This window comes from Celerinatantimonas marina, assembly GCF_046054165.1.
In the GTDB taxonomy this organism is placed as follows: Bacteria; Pseudomonadota; Gammaproteobacteria; order Enterobacterales; family Celerinatantimonadaceae; genus Celerinatantimonas.
Genome location: NZ_JBFNXK010000013.1, coordinates 57,352 through 82,990 on the forward strand (window position 1 = coordinate 57,352; position 25,639 = coordinate 82,990).

General features: G+C 46.9%; 23 protein-coding genes and 1 other annotated feature. Of the genes, 13 read left to right on the forward strand and 10 right to left on the reverse strand.

Annotated elements, in window-relative coordinates; genetic code table 11:
- The first annotated feature begins 113 nt into the window (after positions 1 to 113).
- The 3 genes from ABUE20_RS14095 to hemW all read left to right on the forward strand — a co-directional run bounded on the left by ABUE20_RS14095 (position 114) and on the right by hemW (position 3,673).
- Entirely contained in the window at positions 114 to 1,805 is a 1,692-nt protein-coding gene (locus ABUE20_RS14095) for an NAD-dependent malic enzyme (protein WP_408620581.1), read from the forward strand.
- Between the two features lie 123 nt (positions 1,806 to 1,928).
- Complete coding sequence (gene rdgB / locus ABUE20_RS14100) at positions 1,929 to 2,525, forward strand: RdgB/HAM1 family non-canonical purine NTP pyrophosphatase (RefSeq protein WP_408620582.1); 597 nt, start codon at positions 1,929 to 1,931, stop codon at positions 2,523 to 2,525.
- Positions 2,525 to 3,673: a radical SAM family heme chaperone HemW gene (gene hemW / locus ABUE20_RS14105; RefSeq protein ID WP_408620583.1), complete on the forward strand. Its 1,149-nt coding sequence runs from the start codon at positions 2,525 to 2,527 to the stop codon at positions 3,671 to 3,673. The genes rdgB and hemW overlap by 1 nt, the downstream gene beginning before the upstream one ends.
- Here hemW and trmB read toward each other — a convergent pair.
- Positions 3,670 to 4,386: a tRNA (guanosine(46)-N7)-methyltransferase TrmB gene (gene trmB, locus ABUE20_RS14110; RefSeq protein ID WP_408620584.1), complete on the reverse strand. Its 717-nt coding sequence runs from the start codon at positions 4,384 to 4,386 to the stop codon at positions 3,670 to 3,672. The genes hemW and trmB overlap by 4 nt on opposite strands.
- A gap of 76 nt (positions 4,387 to 4,462) precedes the next feature.
- Positions 4,463 to 5,776 carry an L-cysteine desulfidase family protein gene (locus ABUE20_RS14115; protein ID WP_408620585.1) on the reverse strand — a complete coding sequence of 438 codons (1,314 nt, stop codon included), beginning with the start codon at positions 5,774 to 5,776 and terminating at the stop codon, positions 4,463 to 4,465.
- Positions 5,777 to 5,923: 147 nt separating this feature from the next.
- On the opposite strand from ABUE20_RS14115, the gene ABUE20_RS14120 reads away from it, so the two are divergent.
- From ABUE20_RS14120 to mltC, 4 genes are read left to right on the forward strand one after another with little or no spacing between them, the layout of a single operon-like run.
- Positions 5,924 to 6,394, forward strand: coding sequence for an Lrp/AsnC family transcriptional regulator (locus ABUE20_RS14120; protein WP_408620586.1), 471 nt, complete (start codon positions 5,924 to 5,926; stop codon positions 6,392 to 6,394).
- A gap of 60 nt (positions 6,395 to 6,454) precedes the next feature.
- The gene (gene mutY, locus ABUE20_RS14125; RefSeq protein WP_408620587.1) at positions 6,455 to 7,483 is read left to right on the forward strand and encodes an A/G-specific adenine glycosylase; all 1,029 of its coding nucleotides are present in this window, start codon (positions 6,455 to 6,457) and stop codon (positions 7,481 to 7,483) included.
- A gap of 39 nt (positions 7,484 to 7,522) precedes the next feature.
- Positions 7,523 to 7,795, forward strand: coding sequence for an oxidative damage protection protein (locus ABUE20_RS14130; RefSeq protein ID WP_408620588.1), 273 nt, complete (start codon positions 7,523 to 7,525; stop codon positions 7,793 to 7,795).
- A gap of 27 nt (positions 7,796 to 7,822) precedes the next feature.
- Positions 7,823 to 8,998 carry a membrane-bound lytic murein transglycosylase MltC gene (mltC, locus tag ABUE20_RS14135; protein ID WP_408620589.1) on the forward strand — a complete coding sequence of 392 codons (1,176 nt, stop codon included), beginning with the start codon at positions 7,823 to 7,825 and terminating at the stop codon, positions 8,996 to 8,998.
- Positions 8,999 to 9,106: 108 nt separating this feature from the next.
- Here mltC and ABUE20_RS14140 read toward each other — a convergent pair whose 3' ends face one another.
- The 4 genes from ABUE20_RS14140 to ABUE20_RS14155 all read right to left on the reverse strand — a co-directional run bounded on the left by ABUE20_RS14140 (position 9,107) and on the right by ABUE20_RS14155 (position 11,995).
- Positions 9,107 to 9,307: a hypothetical protein gene (locus tag ABUE20_RS14140; protein WP_408620590.1), complete on the reverse strand. Its 201-nt coding sequence runs from the start codon at positions 9,305 to 9,307 to the stop codon at positions 9,107 to 9,109.
- Positions 9,304 to 10,572 carry a CinA family nicotinamide mononucleotide deamidase-related protein gene (locus ABUE20_RS14145; RefSeq protein ID WP_408620591.1) on the reverse strand — a complete coding sequence of 423 codons (1,269 nt, stop codon included), beginning with the start codon at positions 10,570 to 10,572 and terminating at the stop codon, positions 9,304 to 9,306. Before ABUE20_RS14145 ends, ABUE20_RS14140 begins: the two co-directional genes overlap by 4 nt.
- 24 nt (positions 10,573 to 10,596) lie before the next feature.
- A complete protein-coding gene (gene yciA, locus ABUE20_RS14150; RefSeq protein WP_408620592.1) occupies positions 10,597 to 11,022 on the reverse strand; it encodes an acyl-CoA thioester hydrolase YciA in 426 nt (141 codons plus the stop codon).
- 148 nt (positions 11,023 to 11,170) lie between these two features.
- A complete protein-coding gene (locus ABUE20_RS14155) occupies positions 11,171 to 11,995 on the reverse strand; it encodes an SDR family oxidoreductase (RefSeq protein ID WP_408620593.1) in 825 nt (274 codons plus the stop codon).
- A gap of 220 nt (positions 11,996 to 12,215) precedes the next feature.
- Between ABUE20_RS14155 and pdxH the strand changes: the two genes are divergently transcribed.
- A complete protein-coding gene (pdxH, locus tag ABUE20_RS14160; RefSeq protein WP_408620594.1) occupies positions 12,216 to 12,875 on the forward strand; it encodes a pyridoxamine 5'-phosphate oxidase in 660 nt (219 codons plus the stop codon).
- Here pdxH and ABUE20_RS14165 read toward each other — a convergent pair.
- A complete protein-coding gene (locus ABUE20_RS14165; protein ID WP_408620595.1) occupies positions 12,865 to 14,802 on the reverse strand; it encodes a transglycosylase SLT domain-containing protein in 1,938 nt (645 codons plus the stop codon). The genes pdxH and ABUE20_RS14165 overlap by 11 nt on opposite strands.
- An 82-nt stretch (positions 14,803 to 14,884) precedes the next feature.
- Positions 14,885 to 17,092 (reverse strand): EAL domain-containing protein, encoded by a 2,208-nt coding sequence (locus ABUE20_RS14170; protein WP_408620596.1) that lies wholly within the window; start codon positions 17,090 to 17,092, stop codon positions 14,885 to 14,887.
- A 267-nt stretch (positions 17,093 to 17,359) separates the two neighbouring features.
- On the opposite strand from ABUE20_RS14170, the gene hpf reads away from it, so the two are divergent.
- From hpf to ABUE20_RS14195, 5 genes are all read left to right on the forward strand, one after another.
- Positions 17,360 to 17,695, forward strand: a complete 336-nt coding sequence (hpf, locus tag ABUE20_RS14175) for a ribosome hibernation-promoting factor, HPF/YfiA family (protein WP_408620597.1) — start codon at positions 17,360 to 17,362, stop codon at positions 17,693 to 17,695.
- Between the two features lie 83 nt (positions 17,696 to 17,778).
- Positions 17,779 to 17,899: a sequence feature (Phe leader region), on the forward strand.
- Between the two features lie 29 nt (positions 17,900 to 17,928).
- Positions 17,929 to 19,947: a prephenate dehydratase gene (gene pheA, locus ABUE20_RS14180; protein ID WP_408620598.1), complete on the forward strand. Its 2,019-nt coding sequence runs from the start codon at positions 17,929 to 17,931 to the stop codon at positions 19,945 to 19,947.
- A gap of 10 nt (positions 19,948 to 19,957) precedes the next feature.
- Positions 19,958 to 20,440, forward strand: coding sequence for an Lrp/AsnC family transcriptional regulator (locus ABUE20_RS14185; protein ID WP_408620599.1), 483 nt, complete (start codon positions 19,958 to 19,960; stop codon positions 20,438 to 20,440).
- A gap of 457 nt (positions 20,441 to 20,897) precedes the next feature.
- Entirely contained in the window at positions 20,898 to 22,085 is a 1,188-nt protein-coding gene (locus ABUE20_RS14190) for an amino acid aminotransferase (RefSeq protein WP_408620600.1), read from the forward strand.
- A gap of 78 nt (positions 22,086 to 22,163) precedes the next feature.
- Positions 22,164 to 23,843, forward strand: coding sequence for an alpha-keto acid decarboxylase family protein (locus ABUE20_RS14195; RefSeq protein ID WP_408620601.1), 1,680 nt, complete (start codon positions 22,164 to 22,166; stop codon positions 23,841 to 23,843).
- Positions 23,844 to 24,028: 185 nt separating this feature from the next.
- Here ABUE20_RS14195 and ABUE20_RS14200 read toward each other — a convergent pair whose 3' ends face one another.
- Together ABUE20_RS14200 and ABUE20_RS14205 are read right to left on the reverse strand one after the other, a co-directional pair.
- Positions 24,029 to 24,574, reverse strand: coding sequence for a chemotaxis protein CheD (locus ABUE20_RS14200; protein ID WP_408620602.1), 546 nt, complete (start codon positions 24,572 to 24,574; stop codon positions 24,029 to 24,031).
- Positions 24,575 to 24,582: 8 nt separating this feature from the next.
- Positions 24,583 to 25,638: a protein-glutamate methylesterase/protein-glutamine glutaminase gene (locus ABUE20_RS14205; protein ID WP_408620603.1), complete on the reverse strand. Its 1,056-nt coding sequence runs from the start codon at positions 25,636 to 25,638 to the stop codon at positions 24,583 to 24,585.
- Position 25,639 lies beyond the last annotated feature (1 nt).

A 25,639-nucleotide genomic window follows, 5' to 3' on the forward strand; every position in this document is an offset into this window, starting at 1 on the left:
AAGGCTAATAACGGATTGGTAACATCATTAGCGATCACCAGAGGATCACATGCTCTGATGTCATGACCCGTACCACCTTTGGTATCCTCAGAATATTCACAAAGGTTGTCTCTATGGAAAATTTAAAACGCCCGTTATATCTGCCTTATGCGGGACCAGCTCTTTTAGAAACACCATTGCTTAACAAAGGGAATGCATTTACCCCGGAAGAGCGTACCGCATTTAATCTGGAAGGACTGCTCCCACATGCTATCGAAACCATTGAGGAGCAAGCTCAGCGGGCTTATGAGCAATACCGAAGTTTCCGCAATGACATGAACAAGCACATCTTTTTACGTAACATTCAGGATACCAATGAAACCCTCTTCTATAAGCTCGTCACCGAAAATATCGTCGAGATGATGCCTATTATTTACACCCCGGTTGTGGGCATGGCTTGTGAACAATTCTCAAATATCTATCGCCGTTCGCGAGGATTATTTATCGCTTATCCGGATCGCGACCGAATCGATGAAGTGCTGAATAATGCAACCCGCCATCACGTTAAAATCATTGTCGTAACCGATGGCGAGCGGATCCTAGGCTTAGGCGATCAGGGCATCGGTGGCATGGGGATCCCCATCGGAAAACTATCCCTTTATACGGCCTGTGGCGGCATCAGTCCCGCGTATACCTTGCCCATCGTATTAGATGTCGGTACCAACAATCAGACTCTGCTGGACGATCCGATGTATATGGGGTGGCGTCATCCACGCATCAGCGGTGATGAGTATGATGGCTTTATTGAGCAATTCATTGAAGCGGTTCAAATTCGCTGGCCGAATGTACTGATGCAGTTTGAAGACTTCGCTCAAGCTAACGCCAACCCTATTTTAAATCGCTACCAAGACCAACTCTGCTGTTTTAATGATGATATTCAAGGAACGGCTTCCGTGGCCGTTGGCTCGCTACTGGCTGCCTGTCAGGCCAAACAGGAACAACTGAGCGAGCAACGCATCTGTTTTGTAGGTGCCGGATCGGCAGGCTGTGGTATTGCCGAAGCCATCATCCGGGCCATGATCGGTGAAGGAAAAGAAGAAGCGGATGCCCGCCAGCAAATTTATATGGTGGATCGTTGGGGATTAATCCAAAGTAATATGCCCAATCTGCAGCCCTTTCAAACATCACTAGCTCAATCCGCACAGCTCCAACAGCAATGGTCGCTAAGCGAAGGTGAAGGCATTGCACTGGAAGATGTGATCAAACATGCCCGACCCACCATCTTAATTGGCGTTTCAGGAGCTCAGGGGATTTTCACCGAAACGATTATCCAATCCATGCATCAATATTGCCGCCATCCGATTATCTTTCCATTATCCAATCCGACCAGTCGGGTTGAAGCTCGACCTGAAGATATCCTACGCTGGACCAATGGCAAAGCACTGATTGCCACCGGAAGCCCTTTCCCTCCGGTTTATTTAGGTGAACAAAGTTATCCGATTGCTCAATGCAATAACAGTTATATCTTCCCCGGTATAGGACTGGCGGTAATTGCCGCTAAAATCACCCGGATTAGTGATGAAATGCTAATGAAAGCTAGTCACACTCTGGCTGAGCATTCACCGATGATCCGTCAGGGTTCCGGCGAATTATTACCCCCTCTGGATGAAATTCAGTCCTTGAGTAAAGCCATTGCTTTTGCTGTCGCCAAGCAAGCGATTGCCGAATCGTTGGCTCCAGAGGTCAGTGATGAATATTTAGAGGCATCCATTGAAAAAAATTTCTGGATCCCCGAATACCGGAGTTACAGACGGACGTCATTCTAAAGTCATTGTTGAAAACTATTTAGCTTAATCGATCTAAAAGCCTTTAAGATCCGTTTATGCCCCTAGGCATAAACGTCAGGCTCGTTTAAGATGCGCCCATAAGTTTTAACGAGCGGAGTATTCATGTCTAAAATTGTGTTGGCCTCATCTAATGCCGGGAAAGTGGCCGAACTACAGGCGCTACTGAGCGATTACCAACTGGATATCGTACCCCAGTCGCATTATCACGTTACCGATGCCGAAGAAACCGGCACCACCTTCGTTGAGAATGCCATTATCAAGGCTCGCCATGCATCTCAGGCCACAGGACTCCCCGCCATCGCGGATGACTCCGGACTCGCGGTTGATTTCTTAGGGGGCGCTCCCGGGATCTATTCAGCCCGCTATAGTGGCGAGCATGGTCATGATCAGAAAAACAATGAAAAATTACTCGCGGCACTATCCAGCGCGGATGACAGTCAACGCCAAGCCAGCTTTCACTGCGTTTTAGTATATATGCGCCATGCTGATGATCCCACGCCGTTGATCTGTCATGGTCAATGGTCAGGGCGGATTGCTCACCAGATCATCGGTGACCATGGCTTTGGTTATGATCCACTTTTTTATCCGAACGGATACAGCGTGACATCCGCCCAGCTCTCGCCCGAACAAAAAAACCAAATCAGCCATCGAGCCCAGGCGTTAAAATTATTAGTTGAGAAACTGGCAGGCCATCACTAATGCAATTGCCTAAGCTATCATTGTATGTTCACATTCCGTGGTGTGTGCAAAAATGTCCTTACTGTGATTTTAATTCTCATGGGCAAAAAGGAGAACTTCCCGAATCAGCCTACATTGCTGCACTACTCGCCGATTTGGATAGCGAGCTGCAATGGGTCCAGCAACGCCCGCTCCACAGCATTTTTATCGGTGGAGGAACCCCCAGCTTGTTATCCGGCGCGGCGATCCATCGGCTTTTAGAAGGCATTCAAAAACGTATTCCCTTTGAAGACAATATAGAAATTACGATGGAAGCCAATCCAGGAACGGCAGAAGCCGCTCGATTTCGGGATTATTTTCAAAGTGGCGTCAATCGATTGTCGCTCGGTATCCAGAGCTTTGATGACGCTCATCTTAAGCGTCTGGGACGGATCCATGATGCCGCCCAAGCCAAACAAGCGGTCATGATGGCTAAAACGGCCGGTTTCACCCGGATCAATTTGGATCTAATGCATGGTTTACCCAATCAAACCACAGCTCAGGCACTCGCGGATATCCAACAAGCTCTGGAACTAGCCCCAACCCATTTAAGTTGGTATCAGCTAACGATTGAGCCTAACACTGCCTTTGCCAGCCGCCCGCCGAAGCTCCCGGATGATGAATCCCTTTGGGATATTGAAACCCATGGGAAAGCACAGCTGGCCGACGCTGGATTCCAACAATATGAAATATCCGCCTATGGCTGCAATGGCGATCAAGCCCGGCACAATCTCAATTACTGGCGTTTTGGGGATTACATCGGGATTGGTTGCGGCGCGCATGGCAAACTCACCCAACCGGAACAGATCATTCGCCGGGTAAAACTGCGCCACCCGAAAGGCTATTTAGATCCCAAGCGGGAGTTTTTAGATCAACAATGGTCGATAGCGGCTGTAGAACGGCCTTTTGAATATTTTCTGAATCGATTCCGTCTCTATGAACCAGTACCGAAACAGGAATTTATCGATTTCACCGGACAAGTACTGGAGACGCCGCAACTTTGTGGCCCAATGCAACGCGGTATTGAATTGGGCTTGGTTGATGATCATTCGGGCTACTGGCAGGTCACTCAACGAGGACATCTATTTCTCAATGATCTGCTCGATCTGTTTATCGTTGATACCGATTAATCAACGCGTTCAAACATCAAATCCCATACACCGTGGCCTAGTTTTTGGCCGCGGTTTTCAAATTTAGTCAAAGGACGCCATTGTGGCCGCTCGACATAATCGCCACGTTGCGACAGATTTCGATAGCCGGTAGCCGCATTCATCACTTCTAGCATATGCTCGGCATAATTCTGCCAGTCGGTTGCCATATGAAACACACCGCCCACAGACAATTTGCTACGGAGTAACTGAGCAAACTCCGGCTGGACAATCCGTCGTTTGTGATGGCGTTTTTTGTGCCACGGATCTGGGAAAAACAGCTGGACTTTACTTAAGCTCGCTGGCGGGATGGAATCTTTGAGGATCTCGACGGCATCATGCTCAATCACGCGCAAATTTTGCAACTGACAATCCGCCATATCAGCCAGACAAGCACCTACACCCGGACGATGCACTTCAATCCCGACAAAATTCCAATCGGGGTGGCTTTGGGCCATCTCCACCAGCGACTTGCCCATCCCAAATCCGATTTCCAAAACCACTGGAGCAGATCGACCAAAAATAGTTTCAAAATCATAAGGCTGAGACTGATGGGTTAATCCATACTCAGGAAGTAACGCATCCAATGCATGAGCCTGACGATTACTCAACCGTCCCTCGCGCTTCACAAAACTACGTACAGTCCGCATCACTTTGCCATCTTCAGTCAATTGGGGACCATCGGTTGCACTCATTTGCACTCTCTTCATTCTGCCTAAACGATAAGGGCGCATTATGCAAAAAGTAGCCGTGATAGCAAGCCCAACCTGCTTAAAACTGTGCTCTTGCTGCAATCCAGCGAACAATTTGTTGATCCGTAGCTTGTAGAGTCTGGTGCGTGAGCTGACCTAAATGAGCCAAAGAGGCATCCACGGAATTTTCCAATACCCCATCATTGCGCGGAGCCTGTCCCGATAGTCCCAACAACGCCGCTTTGACAGCACCTGCCGCAGCGGTCGAAACTTTCAAAGCACATCCCGGCTTCGCCCCATCACAGTAAATACCGCTAATGTCACCAATCATATAGCGGATCGTCTCTTGCACCTGCCTGACATCGCCCCCCAACAGCCAATTGATCGCCGCAGCCGATCCCATCGCCGCCGTTGTCGCCGCACACAATGCCGACAACGGACTCTGTAAGCGTTTAATATAAATAGCGATCAAATGGCTCATCAACAACGCACGTAAGAGCTGCGATGACTCACATTGCAGTGATTCGGCCACGGCCACCACCGGCATCGTCGCCGCAATACCCTGATTACCACTCCCGGAATTACTCATAGCGGCCAGCGGCGCTCCCGCCATCCGGGCATCACTGGCCGATGCGCTCATAATCATCGCCTTCGATGCCAGATCATCACTTAACCAACCCTTTTGTTGTTGCTGGCGCAGTTGTGCCCCAATCGCCAGACCGTAAGTTTGAGTTAGTCCTTGCTGGCTTAATGCTGAATTTAATGTGGCACTGTCCATCACAAACGCAAAAGGTTCCAATGCGCAGTGCTGACAAAATTCAACAATGGCCTCAATGCTCCAACAGCTTTCCAAAAGCGGTTCGGCTGTTGTTTCCTGAGTGGAACCTTGAAAAACCCGCTGCTGATTACAATCAACAGCCAGTAACTCATCGTGATGATGCCCCATAAATACTTCACAACAACCTTTATCAAAGACAGCCGTCAAATGGGTATAAAACACATCCGCATGTTCCTGATAATCGATTCTAACGCGCTGTGCTTTCAATAAATTCTTGGCTTGAATTAAAGCTTCTGGCGAGCTATCCGCCAAAACTTCCAATCCAGCCTCAGCCCGACCGGCATACCATCCCATGGCGGCCGCAATCGGCAAACCGGTCATCCCGGTTCCCGGGACGAAGACCCCCGCCGCATTCTTAAATAGATTAGCACTGACCATCACATCTAAACGCTGCATCGCCCCAAGCGCTAACCGTTCTCCCCAGCAGCGAGCATGAGCACTGGCCAGCGCCACCGTCAATGGTTCCGTGCAACCGAGGGCCGGGCGTAATGATGTTTGCAGCGCCGCTAAATAAATCGCTTGAATTTCTGCATTGTTCACAATCGGATCATCCATTTTCATCTGTTGACGAGGATCAGAATAACCGATGGCAACCTGAAATAATTTGCGTATTAATTCAAATAAATCTATTTTTTTAGAAAATTTTTCTCCATTTATCGTAATATACGATAAATTATTACCATTATTTCACTATCATAAAAAATGACTTTAGATTCAAAAGACCGGCTCATCCTACAGTTGCTACAACGGGACGTCACCCTGCCCGTCCAGACGATTGCCGAACGGGTCGGGTTATCGACCACCCCCTGTTGGCGACGGATCCAGAAACTGGAACAAAGTGGCGTGATTAAACAGAAGGTCGCATTGCTAGATCGCACCTTACTCAATCTGGGAGTTAACGTTTTTGTTTCGGTTAAAACCTCATCCCACAGTCAGGACTGGCTCAACCGATTCAGACAGCTCATTGCCGAGATCCCAGAAATCGTCGAAGCACACCGGATGAGCGGGGATGTTGACTATCTGCTCCAAATCGTCACCCCGGACATTGCAACCTATGACATCATCTATAAAAAGCTGATCGAACACTTAGAATTTGCTGATATCAGTTCAGCTTTTGCGATGGAAACCCTAAAAACAACCACTGAGTTACCCACGCATTACCAGAAAAGTTAAGTGGTTTTTGTTCCCTATCGAGCATGATATAGTGCCGACGTTCCGTAACCTGAGAGCATCATGAATTCTGTATTATCACCTTGCGATTTTCATCAAACCCTAGTGCAATGGGCCCGCCATCATGGCCGACATGATCTTCCCTGGCAACTTAGCCCGAGTCCTTATTCGGTACATGTTTCAGAAATTATGCTTCAGCAAACTCAGGTTGCGACCGTCATTCCTTATTATCAGCGTTGGATGGCGAGTTTTCCGACCATTCAGGCCTTAGCCAGCGCCGCTGAAGATGAAGTCATGAGCCACTGGCAAGGGTTGGGATACTACTCCCGAGCCCGGAACCTGCGTAAAGCTGCACAATATTTGCTACAAGAGTTTTCCGGACACTATCCCCGAACCTTAAAGCAGATCGAACAGATCCCCGGAGTGGGTCGCTACACCGCTGGTGCCATTGTCTCTTTTGCTTACAATGAACCCGGCCCGATTGTCGATGGTAATGTCCGCCGTTTATTTTGCCGTTACTTTGCGATAGAGGGTATCCCGGCCAGCACGGCTGTGAATCGGAAATTATGGGAACTCGCAGAGCAATACACGCTCGAAAATGATTGTCGCCCATATGCCCAATCCCTGTTGGATATGGGGGCGACCGTATGTACCGCTAAAAATCCGGATTGCCCTGGCTGTCCATTGCACGAGAGCTGTCAGGCCCGACAAACTGATCGCGTCGCCGAGTTGCCAACGCCCAAACCCAGCAAAAAACAACCGATTCGAAGCGGACTGTTTCACTGGCACATGCAACAGGATCGCCTCTATCTGGTCAAGCGCCCCTCACCGGGGATCTGGGCTAGCTTATGGTGTCTTCCTCAAGAGACCTCGAATCAAATACGCGAAACCGATCCACCAGTGCTAGGAACCTTTAAGCATACTTTCAGCCATTACAAACTGGATGCAACCGTGATACTGGAACGTTCTTTACAAACCGATGGTCAGTATTTTTCACGTCAAGAACTCACGCAGTTAGGTTTACCCACCCCAATCCGACAATTTATAGAGCAACATTGGCCTGACGACACGGGTATGCTATACAATCAATAATCTTTATTTATAACCCATACCACACACTACGGAGATGTTATGACTCGAATGGTTTATTGCCAGCGATTACACAAAGAAGCCGAAGGATTAGATTTTCAGCTGATCCCAGGCGATCTGGGCAAACGCATTTATGACAACATCTGCAAAGAAGCATGGGGCCAATGGCAAATGAAACAAACCATGCTGATCAATGAAAAAAAACTCAATCTGATGAATGTTGATGATCGCAAAGTTCTCGAACAGGCCATGATCGACTTTTTATTTAATCAGGGAGACGTAGCCATCGATGGATATACACCGCCCAAAGCCTAAGTCATCGTTACTTAAGCGCTTCACGGAATGAAGTTTTATCGTCTACTGATGGTCATATCCATCGTTCCATGGCTGATCAGTTGCAGTGGCATTGCTCCCGATCGTTTGATCCGAGTCGCCACCGCAGGGGATCCCCGTACGGCAGCGGCTCGCTTAGTCACCGATCAGGGAAAATATTACGCCAAACATCCACAGGCGGTGACTAAAGATGTTGAAGGCTTTGAGCGCCTGATCCGCAGCCTGACCGAGCGAGTTCATCGGGTCTGGGGCGACGATGATAATCTGATCGCCAGCCGTAAACGCTACGTCAAATATACGGATAACTACTTAACCCGAGCCAGTATCGACTTTAAGCGGGGGGTGGTCCGAGTTGAAACACTCGCTACGGTTAAACCAAAACGACAACTTCAGGAAGCCATCGTAGCCACATTGCTGACACCGGATGATCCGACCCAAGTCGATCTGTTTTCTGATCGCGCTTTTATCCTCGGCAATGGTAAACCTTTTCTCTACAATCAAGTGCTCGATCAGGATCAACAACCCATTCAGTGGGGATGGCGGGCAAATCGTTATGCCGATTACCTCATCAAACATCAACTGCATACCCGGCAGCTTAGCTATAAAAAAATTTGGTATGTTGAGTTTCCGCTGGAACAAAACAGCATGCACATTCGAGAATATCGATATGCCAGCCTGATCCGAAAATATGCTAAACGCTATCAGGTCGAAGAAAGTTTGGTTTATGCCATCGTCAAAACGGAAAGCAGCTTCAACCCCTACGCGGTGAGTTGGGCCAATGCCTATGGCCTGATGCAAATTGTTCCTAGTACAGCGGGAGCCGACGTCTACCGTCGCATCAAAAAACGCAGTGGACAACCCACCCAAAAACAACTGCTAAACCCGGCTTTTAATTTGGATATTGGAACCGCTTATTTACACATTTTAAAAAGTGTTTATTTATCCGATATTCATAACTCGCTATCCCTTCGTTATAGCGTTATTTCAGCCTATAACGGTGGGACCGGGAATGTTTTTAAAACCTTCAGCAGACAACGCAACTGGGCTATTCAGCGCATCAATAACCTGTCATCAACGCAGGTATATCAGCAACTGACCACTCATCATCCACGCAGCGAATCCCGTCGTTATCTCTATAAAGTCAATCAAGCCGAAAAAGAATTTTTAGCTCAGGGGAAAAGCTAAGGGCTGTTGATCTTTCGTGGTTGAATTTAAACGAACCCGACCGGCAGCCCCTAACCTTTTATATCTTCACTCGATAAATGGCTTGCGCTAACAGACATCATCTACCGATTATTTTTCAGCGGTTAGCATCAGTTCGGTACATTTGTCGGGACAACAAATCACGACAAACTCAGGCTGAGTCTGAAGGGTTAACGGTTGTTGGCAGTGAGCACAGAGTACCTTTCGCCCAGCCATCACCTGTTTGATCAGCTGTTTTTGCTGCCCAAACGAATTTTTCTGGCGCTTCTCTAAGTCGGAAAAATCGATCATGATGCCTCTTCAATGCGTTTGATTAAATCATACTCACCCGCTATCGGCAGTTGATTCAGATAACGCCGCAACATATCCAGCGCGGTCGCAGCCGCTGTTTCACGAATCGCAATACGACTGCGTCCCGGCAATTGTAAATGCTGAACCCAACATTGCCCGGCACTGGCCAACGCAAAACAAACCGTCCCGACCGGCTTGCTTTCACTGCCTCCTCCGGGACCGGCAATACCGGTAATACTTAGCGCGATATCCGCCTGACTATGAGCTAAAGCTCCAGTTGCCATGGCTGCAGCGACCTGCGTAGATACGGCACCATATTGCTCTAGCAACGCATGACTGACGCCCAACATCTGCTCTTTAGCCAGATTGGTGTACGTCACAAAGCCCCGCTCAAAATATTCAGAACTTCCGGCCTGGCCTACTATCTGACTGGCTAACATCCCGCCGGTACAAGACTCCGCAACCGTAAGTTTCAAATGTTTTGCAATCATCTGCTGCTGTAATAAAGCGCACCAATCACCGCTATCTTCACTGAATAACTGAGCGCCCAGCAGATGACGAATATCCTGATAAACCCGTTCAGTTTCCTGATGTCGGCATTGCTCTGAAAATACTTTAATTTCAATATGTGGACGAGCAGCGCGGTATCCTAACCGGACATGTTCCGGTAGCTGAAGCGCAGCGAAACGATCATTCACGCCCGACTCTGACAAACCAAACGTAAAGAAACGTTTAATCGTCACCTGATCATTTTTACTTCCTAATCGCGGCAACCAATGATCCGTTACCATGCGTTTAAATTCGCTTGGCACTCCGGGAGTAAATAACACCTGACACTGGTGATGGCGAATAATGGAGCCACATGCCGTTCCAATTGGATTCGGGATCATCTCGGCGCCCTGAGCTAACATCGCTTGCTTGATATTGCTTTTTGGCATCACCCGATCTAGCTTCTGATACCACTGCTCAATAGACTCTAACCAGCGGTTATTCAGTTCCAGAGGAACGCCGAGTAACTTCGCTGCCGCCTCATTACTCAAATCATCACTGGTCGGCCCCAGTCCTCCATTGACTAATAACCAATCCGCTCGTCGACAAGCTTCATCCATCACTTCAATCAAGGTCGGAAGATCATCGGCGACCGTTTGTCTGCGACTAAATTTAAGCCCTAGTTCACTCAGTTGCTGACCCACCCAAGAGGCATTGGTATCAACGATATCGCCCTGAAGAACCTCATCCCCGGTACTTAACATCTCAATTATCAAAATAACTCCTTATCAACAACCCACCTATTGTGGATTATAAATCTCACGAGTATGTTCAGGAATACAACGGGGATGCCCATCGTCATCAATCGCGACATAAGTAAATGTGGCTTCGGTGACGCAATAGCGTGGATCCATGCTATTTTGCCGTAAAACCGGTTTCACCCACACTTCCAATTTAATCGTCATCGAGGTCCGTCCAATTTTCAGACAATGTCCATAACAACACACCACGTCTCCCACCTGAACCGGAGCCAGAAATGACATCCCATTCACCGCTACGGTACAGGTTCTTCCCAGTGCAACTTCTTTAGCCAGAATGCCCCCAGCGATATCCATCTGGGACATAATCCATCCCCCAAAGATATCCCCATTAGCATTGGTATCGGCAGGCATAGCCAGGGTTCTTAATAACATCTGGCCTTCCGGCGCTCGTTCATCATCGGACACGGTCACCCCCTGTCATATTTTGATAGGTACTATCATCAAATTACATAAAGTTACAACGATCAGTATATCGTGCGATTTCTCATGTGACTCGAAACCTTTTTACATGATTGCCAACTAGAATCGCTGCCATTTCTCATCATAACGATTCTTACCGCTGGATCCATGCAATTGGATCCGGATATTGGAAAGAATAAGATAAAGTCTTTTTAATCAAATCATTCCGAATGATTTTCGTACTTCCCGCTTGGTGACTAAACATCGGTTCAGCCTGTCCCAATGCGCGAGAGGCCGCTTGATAAAACAATCGCTTGGATGGATGCTCATCACAACTGGCATTGAAAATTTCGCCCCAGACATCTCGCTGGATCAACGCTTCAATCAGGCCGATACAATCCGTTTGATGGATCAGGTTGACCGGAGCATCAGCGCCATCAACCGTTTTTCCCATCAAAAATCGTCCCGGGTGCCGCTTCGGACCAATCAGTCCTGAAAAACGTAAGACCGATGCCTGAATTCCGGTTTGAGACATGAGCATCTGTTCGACCTCCAGCAACGTTGTACCGGATGCAGTTGAAGGCTCACACGGTACGGATTCATCCACTTCACCTTGCAAGCTGCCATACACCGAAGTCGAGCTAATCAACAAAACCTTGCCAATCTGAAATTGCTGAACTTGCTTCAGCAAGGCTCGGATTTGTGCTACATGATAATCGCCATCATGCTGCTTGCGACGGGGAGGAATATTAATAATCAGTAATTGCGCACCCGCAAAAATCACATCGGGTCGCTCACACTGACAATGCGGATTAAGTTGGAGTGCCGCGGCACTAATCCCAGCCTGTTCCAGTTCGGGTAATTCTGATGGATGTTGCCGGGATCCCCGAACATCATATCCCTGCTGCGTTAACCGAATAGCCAGAGGGGTTCCCAACCATCCACACCCCACAACGGCAATTCGCTGAATCGTGCCCATATAGCATTCCATCTCAATCCTATTTAGGACCATTTAACCCTATCTCCAGAGCGGCTGCAATGGCGTCGATATCGACAATCGCTGTGAAATTCTATATAACTGTTAACCTTTCGTGATTAAATTTCACAAACCCGGCCGTATTTAAAGTGAATAAAATCCACCCCACAAACAACAACTGAACTTAAATATATGCAAAGGACAGCGATTAAAAGAAGGTGTTATGTCTCTATTTAGTAAGTTACGTTGCGCATTGACCCTCGGTCAGGGCGTATTAGTCAATCTTCCTGAACCTAAGGGTGATGAACCGCCATTTCAGCTTTTTGCACAATGGTTCGAAGCCGCCAAACAATGTGGCATTGTCTTACCGGAATCGATGTTGGTTGCAAGCTGTACGCCAGAAGGTCGTCCTTCAGCCCGCGTGGTACTGCTGAAAGAATTTGATGAATCCGGATTTGTTTTTTATACCAACTACGGCAGCCGCAAAGCCGCCGAATTAGATGCCAATCCTTGGGCCAGCCTGACCTTCCACTGGAACATTCTGCAGCGGCAAGTCCGCATTGAAGGGCGCGTTGAACGAGTCAGTTACGAACAGTCCAATGCCTATTTTCAAAGTCGCGGACGCGGCAGTCGAATCGGAGCCTGGGCCAGTCATCAGAGCCATCCAATCGCCAATCGCAGCAAACTGGAAGCACAAGTGAAGGAATTTACCCAAAAATTTGAAGGCCAGGAAATTCCATGCCCTGAATTCTGGGGAGGCTACAGAGTGATCCCCCACACTATCGAATTTTGGCAGGGCAAAGCCGATCGCTTACATGACCGCTATGTTTACCATCGCAATGAATCCGATAGTTCATGGCAGATTGACCGGATTAGTCCTTAGCTGCCATCATTAAGGCGGGACTCACCATCCGTTCTTCGGGGCGGAGGAGTTCCCGCTCAGCGCCAAGGCGATACGCATAGATCAGCTCAAACGACAGGATATTTTGCACATAATGACGAGTCTCATTAAACGGAATCGCCTCAATCCAGATATCACCCGGCAATGCACCGAAACGATCAAACCAATCGTTGATTCGAGTCGGTCCTGCATTATATGCTGCAATCGCAACAAAACGATTCCCCTGATACTGCTGCAATAACTGCGCTAAATATTGACTTCCTAGATCAATATTCATTTGAGGGGAATACAATTGGGTCACATCCTGCAATCGTTTACCCCGCAAGGACATTAGATGGCGCGCGGTTGCAGAAGTAATTTGCATCAATCCCCGGGCTCCGGCATGGCTATGCGCATAGCGATAAAATCCACTTTCTTGTCGCGCCAGAGCCACCAGCAACAATGGATCCAGCCCTTTACGTCGGGCAATCGAAGTAAATTCCTGAGAATAAGCGAAAGGGAAACGCAGCGGTAACATATCCCACGCCCGGGCTTTGATGGTGCTGGTGACAGCCAAAGCGGGCCAATTATAACGCATCGCCAACATACCCCATTGCGTCCGTTCAGCTACAGGCTGAGCATTCAGCAAAAATTGCCAACGTTGATAGGCCGCCTGATAATCTTGTTGATACATCAGTTCCCGGACCTGTTGCCATCCCAAGGACTGCTCAGCCTTATCTGGTACGGTTTCCGGCATCGATTCCGAATTAAATTGATACTCCTGCCCTAACTGCTGAGCCGACAAAAATCCATAATAGCTACGACGCTTAGCCAACTGCTGCCATATTTTACGAGCCGCATCATCTTGTCCCTGCTGTTGTGCTAACCTCGCCTGCCAATATTGCCAGCGCTCATCTTGTGCCTGCTCTGACGTTAACAGCGCTAAAAACACTCCGACATCTCCCCAGTCTTGATTGGATAATGCCAGCCGCAGCCGCCGTTCGACCGTTTCCGGTTCAGGGTATGATTTCAACTGCTGATCAGCCCAACTTAAAATTAAAGCCGATGGATAGCGAATCGCAGAACGGATCAACTGAGTGAGCAATGGCTTATCGACTTGACCATGTCGCGTCAGCTGATGTTGATAACGCTGATAAATAGCAATCGCTAATTTAGGTTGCTGCCAAGTGAGTCGCATCAGTACTAAGCGCAATGTTTGACGCCGAAGTGGCGACAATTGATAACGATGCTGCATTAATTTTTCAGGCGTTGCATCATCCAATTTTAGCTGGTTAGCCGCTGCCAGATACTGGCTATGCAACTGCTTTTGCAGATAATTCTGCAACCCGCCCTGATAATTGGCATATGCTAAGAGCAGTCGCTGCCAAATCAACTCCTGAGTCAAATGGTGATGTTGTTTCCAAGCTTTAAACAAGAGATCACAACTATGAGGCTGAGACTTCCCCACCAGCCATAATTTTTTAGCCCCTTGCCAGGCGATCTTCGTTTTCCCAGTTTGATAATGGGCATAATAATATGAACATTGTAAGGATGGGCTGGATGGCTCTCTGGGATAAAACCGAATTAAAGCAGCCCATTTCTGCTGCTCAGCCAACCAAAACAGATACCGACGTTCCAGCTGGTTGGCTAAAGGTGTTCCCTGATGTTGATGACGAAATGTCACAATATCTGTATACGAAACCGAATCGAAATGATTTTCTAAATCGAAATACTGCAAATAAGAATAAAGCGGATAAGACTGTAATTGCCGAGTGAAGTCTCTGGCTATCGTCCATTGCTGTTGTTGCTGCGCCTGTCGTGCTTGATGATATAAATCTCGCTGCTGAGTCAGTGATAGCGGCTGGCTAAAACTATTCTGACTGAGAGCAAACAGACCAAACAGTAAAATCAGACGCCACCATAAAACCAAACCGATCTCCTAACATTCCGAGCTATACTGCTCTCAGTCTCACCTACTCTTGACGGACAATCAAGCCCGGATAGGTTATTTTTTAACCAACTTGTTTCTGGATATAACGCGTCATCACATCTTTCGGCAACGGTTTACTCACTAAAAAACCCTGATAAAACTGACAGCCTCGCCGCCGGAGGAACTCTTTCTGCTGCGGGGTTTCGACCCCCTCGGCCGTTACGGTAAAACCAAGATGTTGCGCTAAATCCAACACCGCTTCAATAATAGCCATATCGCTGCGATCCCGAGGGATATCACTGACAAAAGAGCGATCAATTTTTAACTCATCAATAGGCAGTCGTTTTAAATAACTCAGCGACGAATACCCCGCGCCAAAGTCGTCGATTGAAAAGCTAATGCCCAGTGATTTCAGCTCAGTCATGATTCGAATCGTATCTTCAAAATCATTTAAAACCACCGACTCGGTGATCTCAAAATTAAGATAGGCCGGATCTAAGCCAGTTTCCTGTAGCGTTTGTAGCATAAACGAGATGAATTCCGGATCATGAAACTGCTTGGCACTCACATTAAGAGAGAGCTCCGGCAATCGTAAACCCTGATCCAACCACTGAACCAAAGTGCGGCATGACTCTTGTAAAACCCAACGTCCAAGCTCCACAATCAGCTCACTTTCTTCTGCAATCGGAATAAATTCATCCGGCATCATCATCCGTTGTCCCTGAGGAGTCCAACGTAATAGCGCTTCAGCCCCCATTAACTCATTGGTTTCAAGCATATGCTGAGGCTGATAATAAAGTTCAAATTCCTGCCGAGTGAGTCCATCTTTAATCGCATTATGAATACGTAAGCGACGATCCGCCTGTTGCTGCATACTCTGTTCATAAAAGATAATCGACTGGCGCGCTTCACTTTTAGCACGGTACATCGCAGTATCAGCCTGACGCAGCAAATCTTCCGGCGTTTGAGACACCAAAGGAAAAACACTGACGCCAACACTAGCTCCCAAATGCAGTTTTTGAGTTCCCCGCAGATAAGGCCTCGAGATATCCGCTATCAACCGTTGCCCAATAAATTTAGCCTGACTCTGAACTTGTTCAATGCTATCTCCCAGATAAGGAAATAATAATACAAATTCATCGCCCCCCAACCGGGCCAACAAGTCGCCCTGACGAACGATATCTTTCAATCGACCAGCGACTTGCTGTAAAATCCAGTCACCCGCCTCATGCCCCAGTGAATCATTAATGTTTTTAAATCGATCCAGATCGATAAACATGAGTGCGCCGAGCTGCCCTAATAACGCGGCATTTTGATGCGATTTTTTTAGTTCAATCAACAACTTACGTCTATTAGCCAATCCTGTCAGTTCATCATGATAGGCCAGATTATAGATTTTTTGCTCCGTTCGGCGTTGACTGCTTAAATCAGTACATCGGATCAAGTAATAGGTGATAACCCCTTGCTCATCGATCACAGGTTTCAGTGTTTCCCAGTGAGGATACAGCAGCCCATCTTTATGCCGGCGCAAATACTCCCCTTGAGCAAACTCTTTATCATTCAATTGACTAAAAAGTTCATCTTCAATTCCGGGAAACAACTGTTCAATCGGTTTATCAATTAATTCGTCCGAGCGGTAGCCGATCATTTGACAAAAAGCCTGGTTCACTCGTTGAACCCGCCGCTTAGCATCCGTCACCACCAGACAATCATTGGTTTCAAAAGCTACCGCAGCCAATCTCAGGACTAATTCATCATAATAACGCTTTAACTCGGCCGATATACGCCCGACAAAGGGCTGTAAAACCGGAGATAACTCCGATAACGTCGGGGGATTTGCCGGGAAATGACACAATAAAAAACCGATAGCCTGATATTCATCATCAAAGAAAGTTGAGACGGCTACGGTTTGGGGGATCGTTTTAAATCGCTTGATATAATTGGGATATAATTTATCGACATCCCGAATAATAGAAAACGGAGCCGGGTGAGATGATATCTGAAAAGGTAATTCATCCCGGCGAAAACTAGAGAATGAATTTCCATTTTGGCCGGACTGAAGATCTTCAAAACTTCCAACGATTCTAAAATTATCACCGGGTCGGGAATCAACCAGTAAAACAAATGCACTCTGAGCACTAAATAGTTTAACTAATTGATGGCATAACTGAGAAAAAAAATCATCCTTAATTTGCTGAGCCAAACTAAGTGCTAATTGAGCTTGCGCATATTCAATTCGTTGAGAATGAATTTGTGACAGCGATAAAAGTGGTTGGGTATTAATAATCATGCTTTATATAACATGCTGATTTATAAGAAAATCCATTTTTATAGCTGAATTTTCTTGCACTATTTCTCTACACGTTGCCTGATTTTCAAATCAATAACAAGTATTTCTAAAAAAATTAATTTTTTTTGACATTGCCTATGGAACTTCTACGCAAAAATTGCTTAACTGAGATTAAGGCGTGAGGCTATCACGATATCTAGACTAGATGATAATTAAGTTATGAATAAGTAGTTAAGTTCACGATCAACACCCACTAAGGGGGCTTATATGTTAATAGATATCACCAGCAAATCCATCGATATCACTCCAACCATGAGAGAAAAAATTGAAGCTCGAATGGCAAAACTCGAAAAAACACAGGTCCCGCTCATTAAACCCCAGGTCATTATTACCAAAGAAAAATTATTGTTTAAAGTAGAAGCGAAAATAGGAATCCCCAGTGGTCAACTATTTGCTTCGGATGAAAATAATGATCTTTATGTGGCACTCAACAATTTAGGACAAAAACTGGAACGCCAGTTACGTCGTTACCATAACAAACCCATTGCAGGCCGGGTGGATAAAAGTTTAGATATTCAACAAACTCCACCACCTGTTGCCTAATTGACTTTATCGCCGGTGCTTCATAGAAAAGTACCGGCACTTGACTTTTATTGAATAGATTTTTAGTCTGGTAACATGCAAATGATAAATCGTAATTTCTTTTTTGACTTTTTCTTTATTCCCCCCTCTACGGGAGGCGGAATGCTTGTGTCATAAGAGAAATTAAAGCATCCTTAAAGCCTCCCTCCGGGAGGCTTTTTTATTATATACAGTTGGAAAATGAGCCGCATATCATGACAGATTTAAATCATCTTCGTCAGGCAATTAGCGCCGTGGATCGAGATATCCTGAAGCAAATCGCCAAACGAAAACAACTTACAGAGCAAGTCGCTCACTATAAAATGCAACATCAGCTTCCGGTCCGAGATCTCCCTCGTGAAGAACATCTGTTTACAAACCTCATCGAACAAGCCAACCAACTGCAACTCAGCTCGCAATTTGTCACTCAGCTCTTTCGTCTCATTATTGAAGACTCCGTCCGCGCTCAACGCCACTGGTTACAACAACATCATGCTTCCCATAACGAAGCCTCATCAGCCCCCATTCGGGTCGCATTTTTAGGCAATAAAGGCTCTTATAGCAATATTGCGGTTTCTCGTTATTTTGAAGCAAGCTCCCAACCGGTCACTGAAATCGGTTGTCCCAGTTTTCGCCAGATTGTGGATACGGTTGAACAACGCCAAGCTGATTACGCATTACTCCCCATCGAAAATACCAGCTCCGGCAGTATTAATGAGGTTTATGATGTGCTGCAACAAACCAGTTTATCGATCATCGGCGAACTGGCTATTGAAGTAGACCACGGCATATTAGTCAAAAAGCATTGCGAGCTCACTGAGATCACAACGCTCTATGGCCATCCTCAACCATTAGCGCAATGCAGCCATTTTCTTGAAAAATACCCGCATCTCAAATTTGAATTTGTCGATAGTTCATCCAAAGCGATGCAAATTGTAAGTGAAAGTACAGATGCGACCATTGCCGCGATCGGTAGCGAAACGGGTGGGAAAATGTATGGCCTCACCAGTATTCATGGCCATATTGCTAATCAACAAGAAAATTATACTCGTTTTATTGTCGTGGCCCGCTCCCCCATTGATGTTTCAACTCAGATCCCCGCGAAAACAACCTTTATTATGGCAACCGGACAACATCCGGGAGCACTGGCGGGCGCGCTGCAAACACTAGCCGACCGAGGGATCAACATGACGCGTCTGGAATCACGGCCGGTTCAGGGGAATCCCTGGCAAGAACTTTTTTATGTCGATGTTTCAACCCATGTCGATTCTCTGGAAATGCAACAGGCTTTAGCGGATCTCACCCGTTCCACACGCTTTATTAAAGTACTCGGATGTTATCCTCGAGCGGATATCAAACAATGTCAGGTTCCATCGCAGGTCCTAGCTACCCAGCCGGTTCAGGCGATACAAGATCGTCCAACCGTGATTAGCCGTCACCTCAATGCGCCACTCTCCAGTCGGGAACATAAACCGACCTTAACCACAGTCACTATCGGCAATCGGACCCTAGGTGAAGGCCATTTCATGGTGATGGCGGGCCCAGATACCATTGAAGATCAAGATCAACTCAATCAATGTGCCGAACAGCTTACCAATCGCGGAGCCCATCTGCTCCACGGAGCCTGCTTTAAGTCATCCAGCAATCCATATGATTACCGGGGACTGGGCATGGCAGGTCTTCCTTTATTAGAAGAAACCGCCAGACAATGGCAAATTCCCGTGATGACAGAAGTCACTCATATTGATCACTTGCGGGAAATTGCAGCCCATGTCGACGTTCTGCAAATTGGAGCTGCGAATATGCAAAACTACCCGCTCCTTAAAGCGGCTGGCAATACCACTCGCCCTATCGTTTTAGAACGGGGTAGTGTTGCGTCTTTGGATGAGTGGTTAGAAGCGGCAGATTACATTCTGGCGCAAGGCAATCAGCAGGTCATTCTCTGTGAACGAGGCATTCGTACTGCCGATCATCAAACACGTTCGATCATCGATTTAAGTGCCATTGCGTTACTCCGAGGAAAAACACATTTACCGATCATGCTGAACCCTTGTGATGGCGTGACACAGGCTTGTGATATTGCACCTTTGGCCATTGCGGCCCGACAGTTGGGGGCCGATGGGGTCATGCTCAATATTCATCCACATCCAACCCAAGCGAAAGTGGCTCCAAACCAGTCGCTCGATTTTCACCAATTTGAGCAGCTGATGGTTCAGCTTTATCAAAATCATTAGGAGTATCATTTTGCAGAATGCAATTGATGATTATGATCGCCAGATCCTGAGTCTATTACAGAATAATGGACGACTCACGAATCAAGAGTTAGGGAAACTCATCGGATTATCGACCTCACAGTGTTCCCGGCGGCGAATCGCACTCGAACAACAAGGCTATATCGAAGGCTATCAGGCCCGATTAGCCCCCAAAGCTCAGCTGTTGCAAATTCAGGGGCTGGTAGAGATCACGCTCAACAATCATCACATTGATATCGTGACTGATTTTCACCATCAGGTTGCAAAAAACCCAATGATTTTAGATGCTTATAAAATCACTGGTGAGTATGATTATCAGTTGAAAATCGCGGCGGCTAACTTAGCCCAAATGAATGAGCTGATTAATGAACTCTCCAGTTACCGGGGCGTCAGTCAGATCAAAACTTCCGTCATTCTGGAAAATATTAAAGAAAATCGTATTGTCCGAGATTTTTCGGATGAGAACACAAACTAAGTAATTTTTGTGCATGCATTGCCATTTAACAATTCAATACATGCAGAATATTAAAAATATTGCACACAAATATCATTTTGATGTATGTTGGTGCTAATTTCTCTTGTAAGACACCTTTGTATGGGAAATAGCACCACATCATTATGATATCCGTGTCTACAACTCATTGAAGGGATCTGAGGCCCAGAGATTAAATTGTGCTGTGTCAGCATAAATCTATTTAAACGATGCCCTTGTACTCACATCTGATAGACAAGGCGCGTTTTTAGGCCGGGAACTGTAGATGTTGGTGGATACTTATGTCACGGTATCGTTGTACATTATGAATAGCCCAATATTGCTTGCATTAAGTCTGGGCGCTATTGTTTTAAATCAAAGGTCATAGACCCTAACCATTGCCATAAATCATCGGCCAAACCGCTACATTGCCTAACGGCTGGCTTACAAGGAGATACTCATGTTTTCACACGTCGCCCTTTATGCTGGTGACCCTATATTGTCGCTTGTTGAAGATTTCAAACAGGATACCCGTCCTAACAAAGTTAATTTGAGTATCGGTCTGTATTACGACGAAGCCGGCATTGTTCCTCAACTCAATTCAGTTGCTCAAGCTATTTCTCATATCAGTCAGGAACAAGCTGCGGTTTATCTGCCTATGGAAGGCATGGCCAGTTATCGTCAGGCGATTCAAGAACTGCTCTTCGGTCCTGAACATCCTGCTCTCGTATCAGGCCATATAGCAACGATTCAAACGTTGGGGGGCTCAGGCGCTCTGAAAGTAGGGGCCGATTTTCTGAAATGCTATTTCCCGGATTCACAAGTTTGGATCAGCGATCCAACCTGGGATAATCATGCGGCGATCTTCTCCGGTGCGGGAATTAAAGTCAATCGCTACCCTTACTTTGATCCGCAAACCAAAGGGGTTAATTTCCCGGCGATGCTGGAATGCCTAAATCAACTCCCCGCACGCAGTATTGTATTACTGCATCCATGTTGCCATAACCCAACTGGGGCGGATTTAACCCAGCAACAATGGCTGCAAGTGGTTGAAGTGGCCAAAGCCCGGGAATTGATCCCATTTATGGATATTGCCTATCAAGGATTTGCTAATACGCTAGATGATGATGCGTTTGTGATCCGAGAAATGGCCAAAGCTGAAATTCCATGCTTTGTCTCCAACTCTTTTTCTAAAATTTTCTCACTATATGGACAACGGGTCGGTGGATTATCCGTCGTGTGTGAAAATCAGGAAAACCAAGCCCGCGTATTAGGTCAGCTCAAAGCCGCCGTTCGACGTAACTATTCAACACCGCCATTATTTGGGGCCCAAATTGTCAGCGAAGTTCTGAATAGTCAGGAACTAAAAACGATCTGGCACCAAGAAGTTCAGACCATGAACCAGCGGATCCGACAGATGCGGCACACACTCGTTGCAACAATGAACGATGTCCTCCCCGGAGTGAACTGTGAGCACTTTATCCGCCAGAACGGGATGTTTAGCTATACCGGATTCAGTCGTGAACAGGTGGATGAATTACGGGAAAAACATGCCGTTTATTTGGTTAATAGTGGCCGAGTCTGTATCGCAGGTTTAAATCACAATAATGTCCAGCAGGTTGCTCGCGCTTTTGCTGCTGTTCAGTAAATGAATCTTATTTCATCAAAGGCCACCTCCATTGAGGTGGCCTTTTATTTGTCCGTCTTTTTCGAAAGGAAATAAACCATGCAAACAACCATTGGGAATTATCTATGGGAACGCTTAAAACAACTAGGAGTCCGCTATGTGTTCGGGGTTCCCGGTGATTTTAATCTCCAGTTACTGGAGCAACTCCATGATATCGATGGTATTGAATTTGTCGGTAACTGCAATGAACTCAATGCCTCCTATGCTGCCGATGGTTATGCCCGACTCAATGGAATCGCCGCTATTATTACGACATACGGGGTGGGTGATTTAAGTGCTCTTTGTGGGATCGCCGGTAGCTGTGCTGAACATCTGCCCGTCGTAATGATTACCGGGGTACCACCACTCTATGTGATGCGCAATCGACTCCGAGTCCATCATTCAATGGCCGAGGGAAATTTCGATAATATCATGAACTGTGCCCGGGAATTTACCTCATCTGGGGCCCGGATCACGCCGTCGAATGCGGCTATCGAAATTGATCGTGCCCTGACTACATGTTGGCAAGAACGCTGCCCGGTTTATTTACAAATTCCATCCAATATCAGTTACCTGAATATTAACGCGCCGACTTTGCCACTCACGCGAACCTTTGCGCCTAGCGATTCTTTGCAGTTAAGCGAAGCTCGAAAGCTCATCCAAGAACAACTGCATCAGGCTAAACAGCCCTTAATCCTCGTCGATATGGATGCCGATCGCAGTCAAATCCACACTGAATTACAAACCTTAGCGGATCACTGCCAAATCCCATACGCATCATTTCGCTCCGGAAAAGCGATCTTAGATGAAAGCTCGCCCCTTTGGTTGGGTCATTACCCGAATGCGCCAGAGAGTGCTGTCAGCCAATGGCTTGCCAATGCCGATTGCATCATCGCCACCGCGCCTTGTTACAGTGAAGGGAGTAGCATGGTAGCAACCGATGAATTTCCAATTGAAAAAACCATCTATTTACGGGGTGAAGATGTCACCATTGCGGGTGAGACTTATGAAGGGGTGAGCGCTCAGCAACTCATGGCTGAACTGATCCGTGAGCTCCCCACCGCACATAACAAGCGCCCTCCATTACCGCGCAAAGCCGCCCCCCTGCCTTTAACGCATCAAGTCAATGAAGCGCTGACTCATGCCAAACTATGGCCTCATATTACCAGCTATTTTCAGGCTAAAGACGTCATTATTGGCGAAATGGGCTGCTCTCATATCGGTTTGTTAGATCAGCCCCTCCCACATGGCTGTCATTACATTGCCCAATCCATTTGGGGTGCTATTGGCTTTTCTCTGCCGGCCCTATTGGGAACCATGATGGCCGCGCCAGAACGACGACATTGGTTATTTATCGGGGACGGCTCACTGCAAATGACCGTGCAAGAACTCTCGACCATTTTAAACCGAGGCTTAAAACCAACTATCATTTTGCTGAATAATCAAGGCTATACCATTGAACGTTTTATTCTGGGAGAAAATGCCGCATATAACGACATTGCTAGTTGGGATCATCAGTCACTGATTCAGGCCTTTGCTCCAAAGGCTTCAATTTTCTACCGCCGAGTCGCAACCCATGGCGCATTAGATCAGGCCCTGACACAACGTCCAGATGATCAAGCTTGTATTATCGAGTTAACTTTAGACCCAATGGATGCACCCCAACTGCTCCATACTTTTGGGCCAAAGACAGCAGATTTTGACTATGGTCCTCGCGGGCCACAACGCCGTCAACACTAGGATCGGTTAAGTATTGCAGATTGGATCAGGTTCAAGTAAAACGCCTTTGAACCCAATGCGTCCTGAAGACATAAGCGTTTAAGTCATCGGGGCGCGGTAACATTCAGCGTCAACTTCCATCAAGAATGGTCATTAAGGGCTGTTGGTAAAAATGCCGAGCCCTTTCAAGCCTATCCCTTTTTCGATTATTTCCCGACCGAGCGATGTAATACTGCGACTTCAGCCGTTTGAGTATCAATGTATAATTTGCGATAGCATTGTTCACCGACATCGGCGACTAAAATTTTAACCTGATGAATCATTAACAGTGAAAATGCAGCCGCCGCATTTTTTTCACCAATAGAGACCCGCTCCAAGTAAGAATCTTCCGGAGACATTTTAAAAGGCGGATTAAAATGCCGTAACATATTGCCACCCCCGAAAATTTTTGCCTGATATTGACTTAATTGAGTCTGTTTACCTTCGGCAAATCGACGAAATAATTCCATACAATGATCGGCATAACGAGCATCTAATTTATTATCGGATATTCCCCGGGGATGCTCAGGCATTGCAAAATGACACACGCCGCAATAGTGTTGTGAAGGATGCCAAAGCACAATTGAAATACAAGAGCCCAATAATGTTCGAATCTCTCGTTGGCCCCGGCCAAAAATGATCTCTCCGGCATTCAGATGCACCGGTGGATTTTCTTTCGATGAGCGAGACTCAAAGGCCTTCGCTCGATCCATATAAATAATCATTGTGCCGACTTAAGAACAGTGGCAGCGATATGCTGCAGTGGAATTTGCTGACAAACACCGCCTTTCAAAAAAGCTTCCTTCGGCATTCCATAAACAACACTGGTGGCTTCATCTTGACCGCAGGTCCAAGCTCCGGCATCCCGCATCTCTTTCATTCCACTCGCCCCGTCGTCACCCATTCCCGTGAGAATAATGCCAACCGCATTCGGTCCAACATAACGCGCTACACTACGAAACAAAACGTCCACCGAAGGGCGATGTCGAGAAACTAAGGGACCATCCTTGACTTCAACATAGTAACGAGCACCACTTCGTTTCACCAATAAATGGCGATTTCCCGGTGCAATCAGTGCATGTCCCCGTAATAAAGTATCCCCATTAGTGGCCTCTTTCACATGAATTCGGCATAACCCATCCAACCTATTCGCAAATGAATGGGTAAATCCTTCCGGCATATGTTGCACAACTGCGATCGGAGGACAGTTTCCCGGCATCATTTCTAAAACCCGCCGAATGGCTTCTGTTCCCCCCGTAGAGGCGCCAATCACAATAATTTTATCGGTTGTCTCGCGCATTGCTGAGGTCGATATATTGGGTAACATGACATCAGCCGATAGTTTTTCGCTCGCCATCCTCCTAGGCAATATTTTGGATACTTTAGCTTTAGCCGCACCACGCAACGCGTCGGTAATCATCACCGAGGCTTCCCGGATAAATTGCTTGGTTCCTAATGATGGTTTGGCAATGATGTCCACCGCCCCGGCTTCCAGAGCGGCCATATGCGTATTACTCTGCTCTCCCACGAGTGAAGAACAAATGACGACGGGAAGCGGATGCTGAGCCATCAATTTTCGTAAAAAAGTCAAACCATCCATTCGAGGCATCTCAACATCCAAGATCATCACATCCGGAAGCTGTGATCGCAATTTATCGGCGGCGATATAAGGATCGGCGGCAGTTGCCATCACCTGCATATCCGCTTGTTCATTAATGATTTCTGATAGAGTCTGACGAACAACCGCTGAATCATCAACGATCATGACCTTAATCATA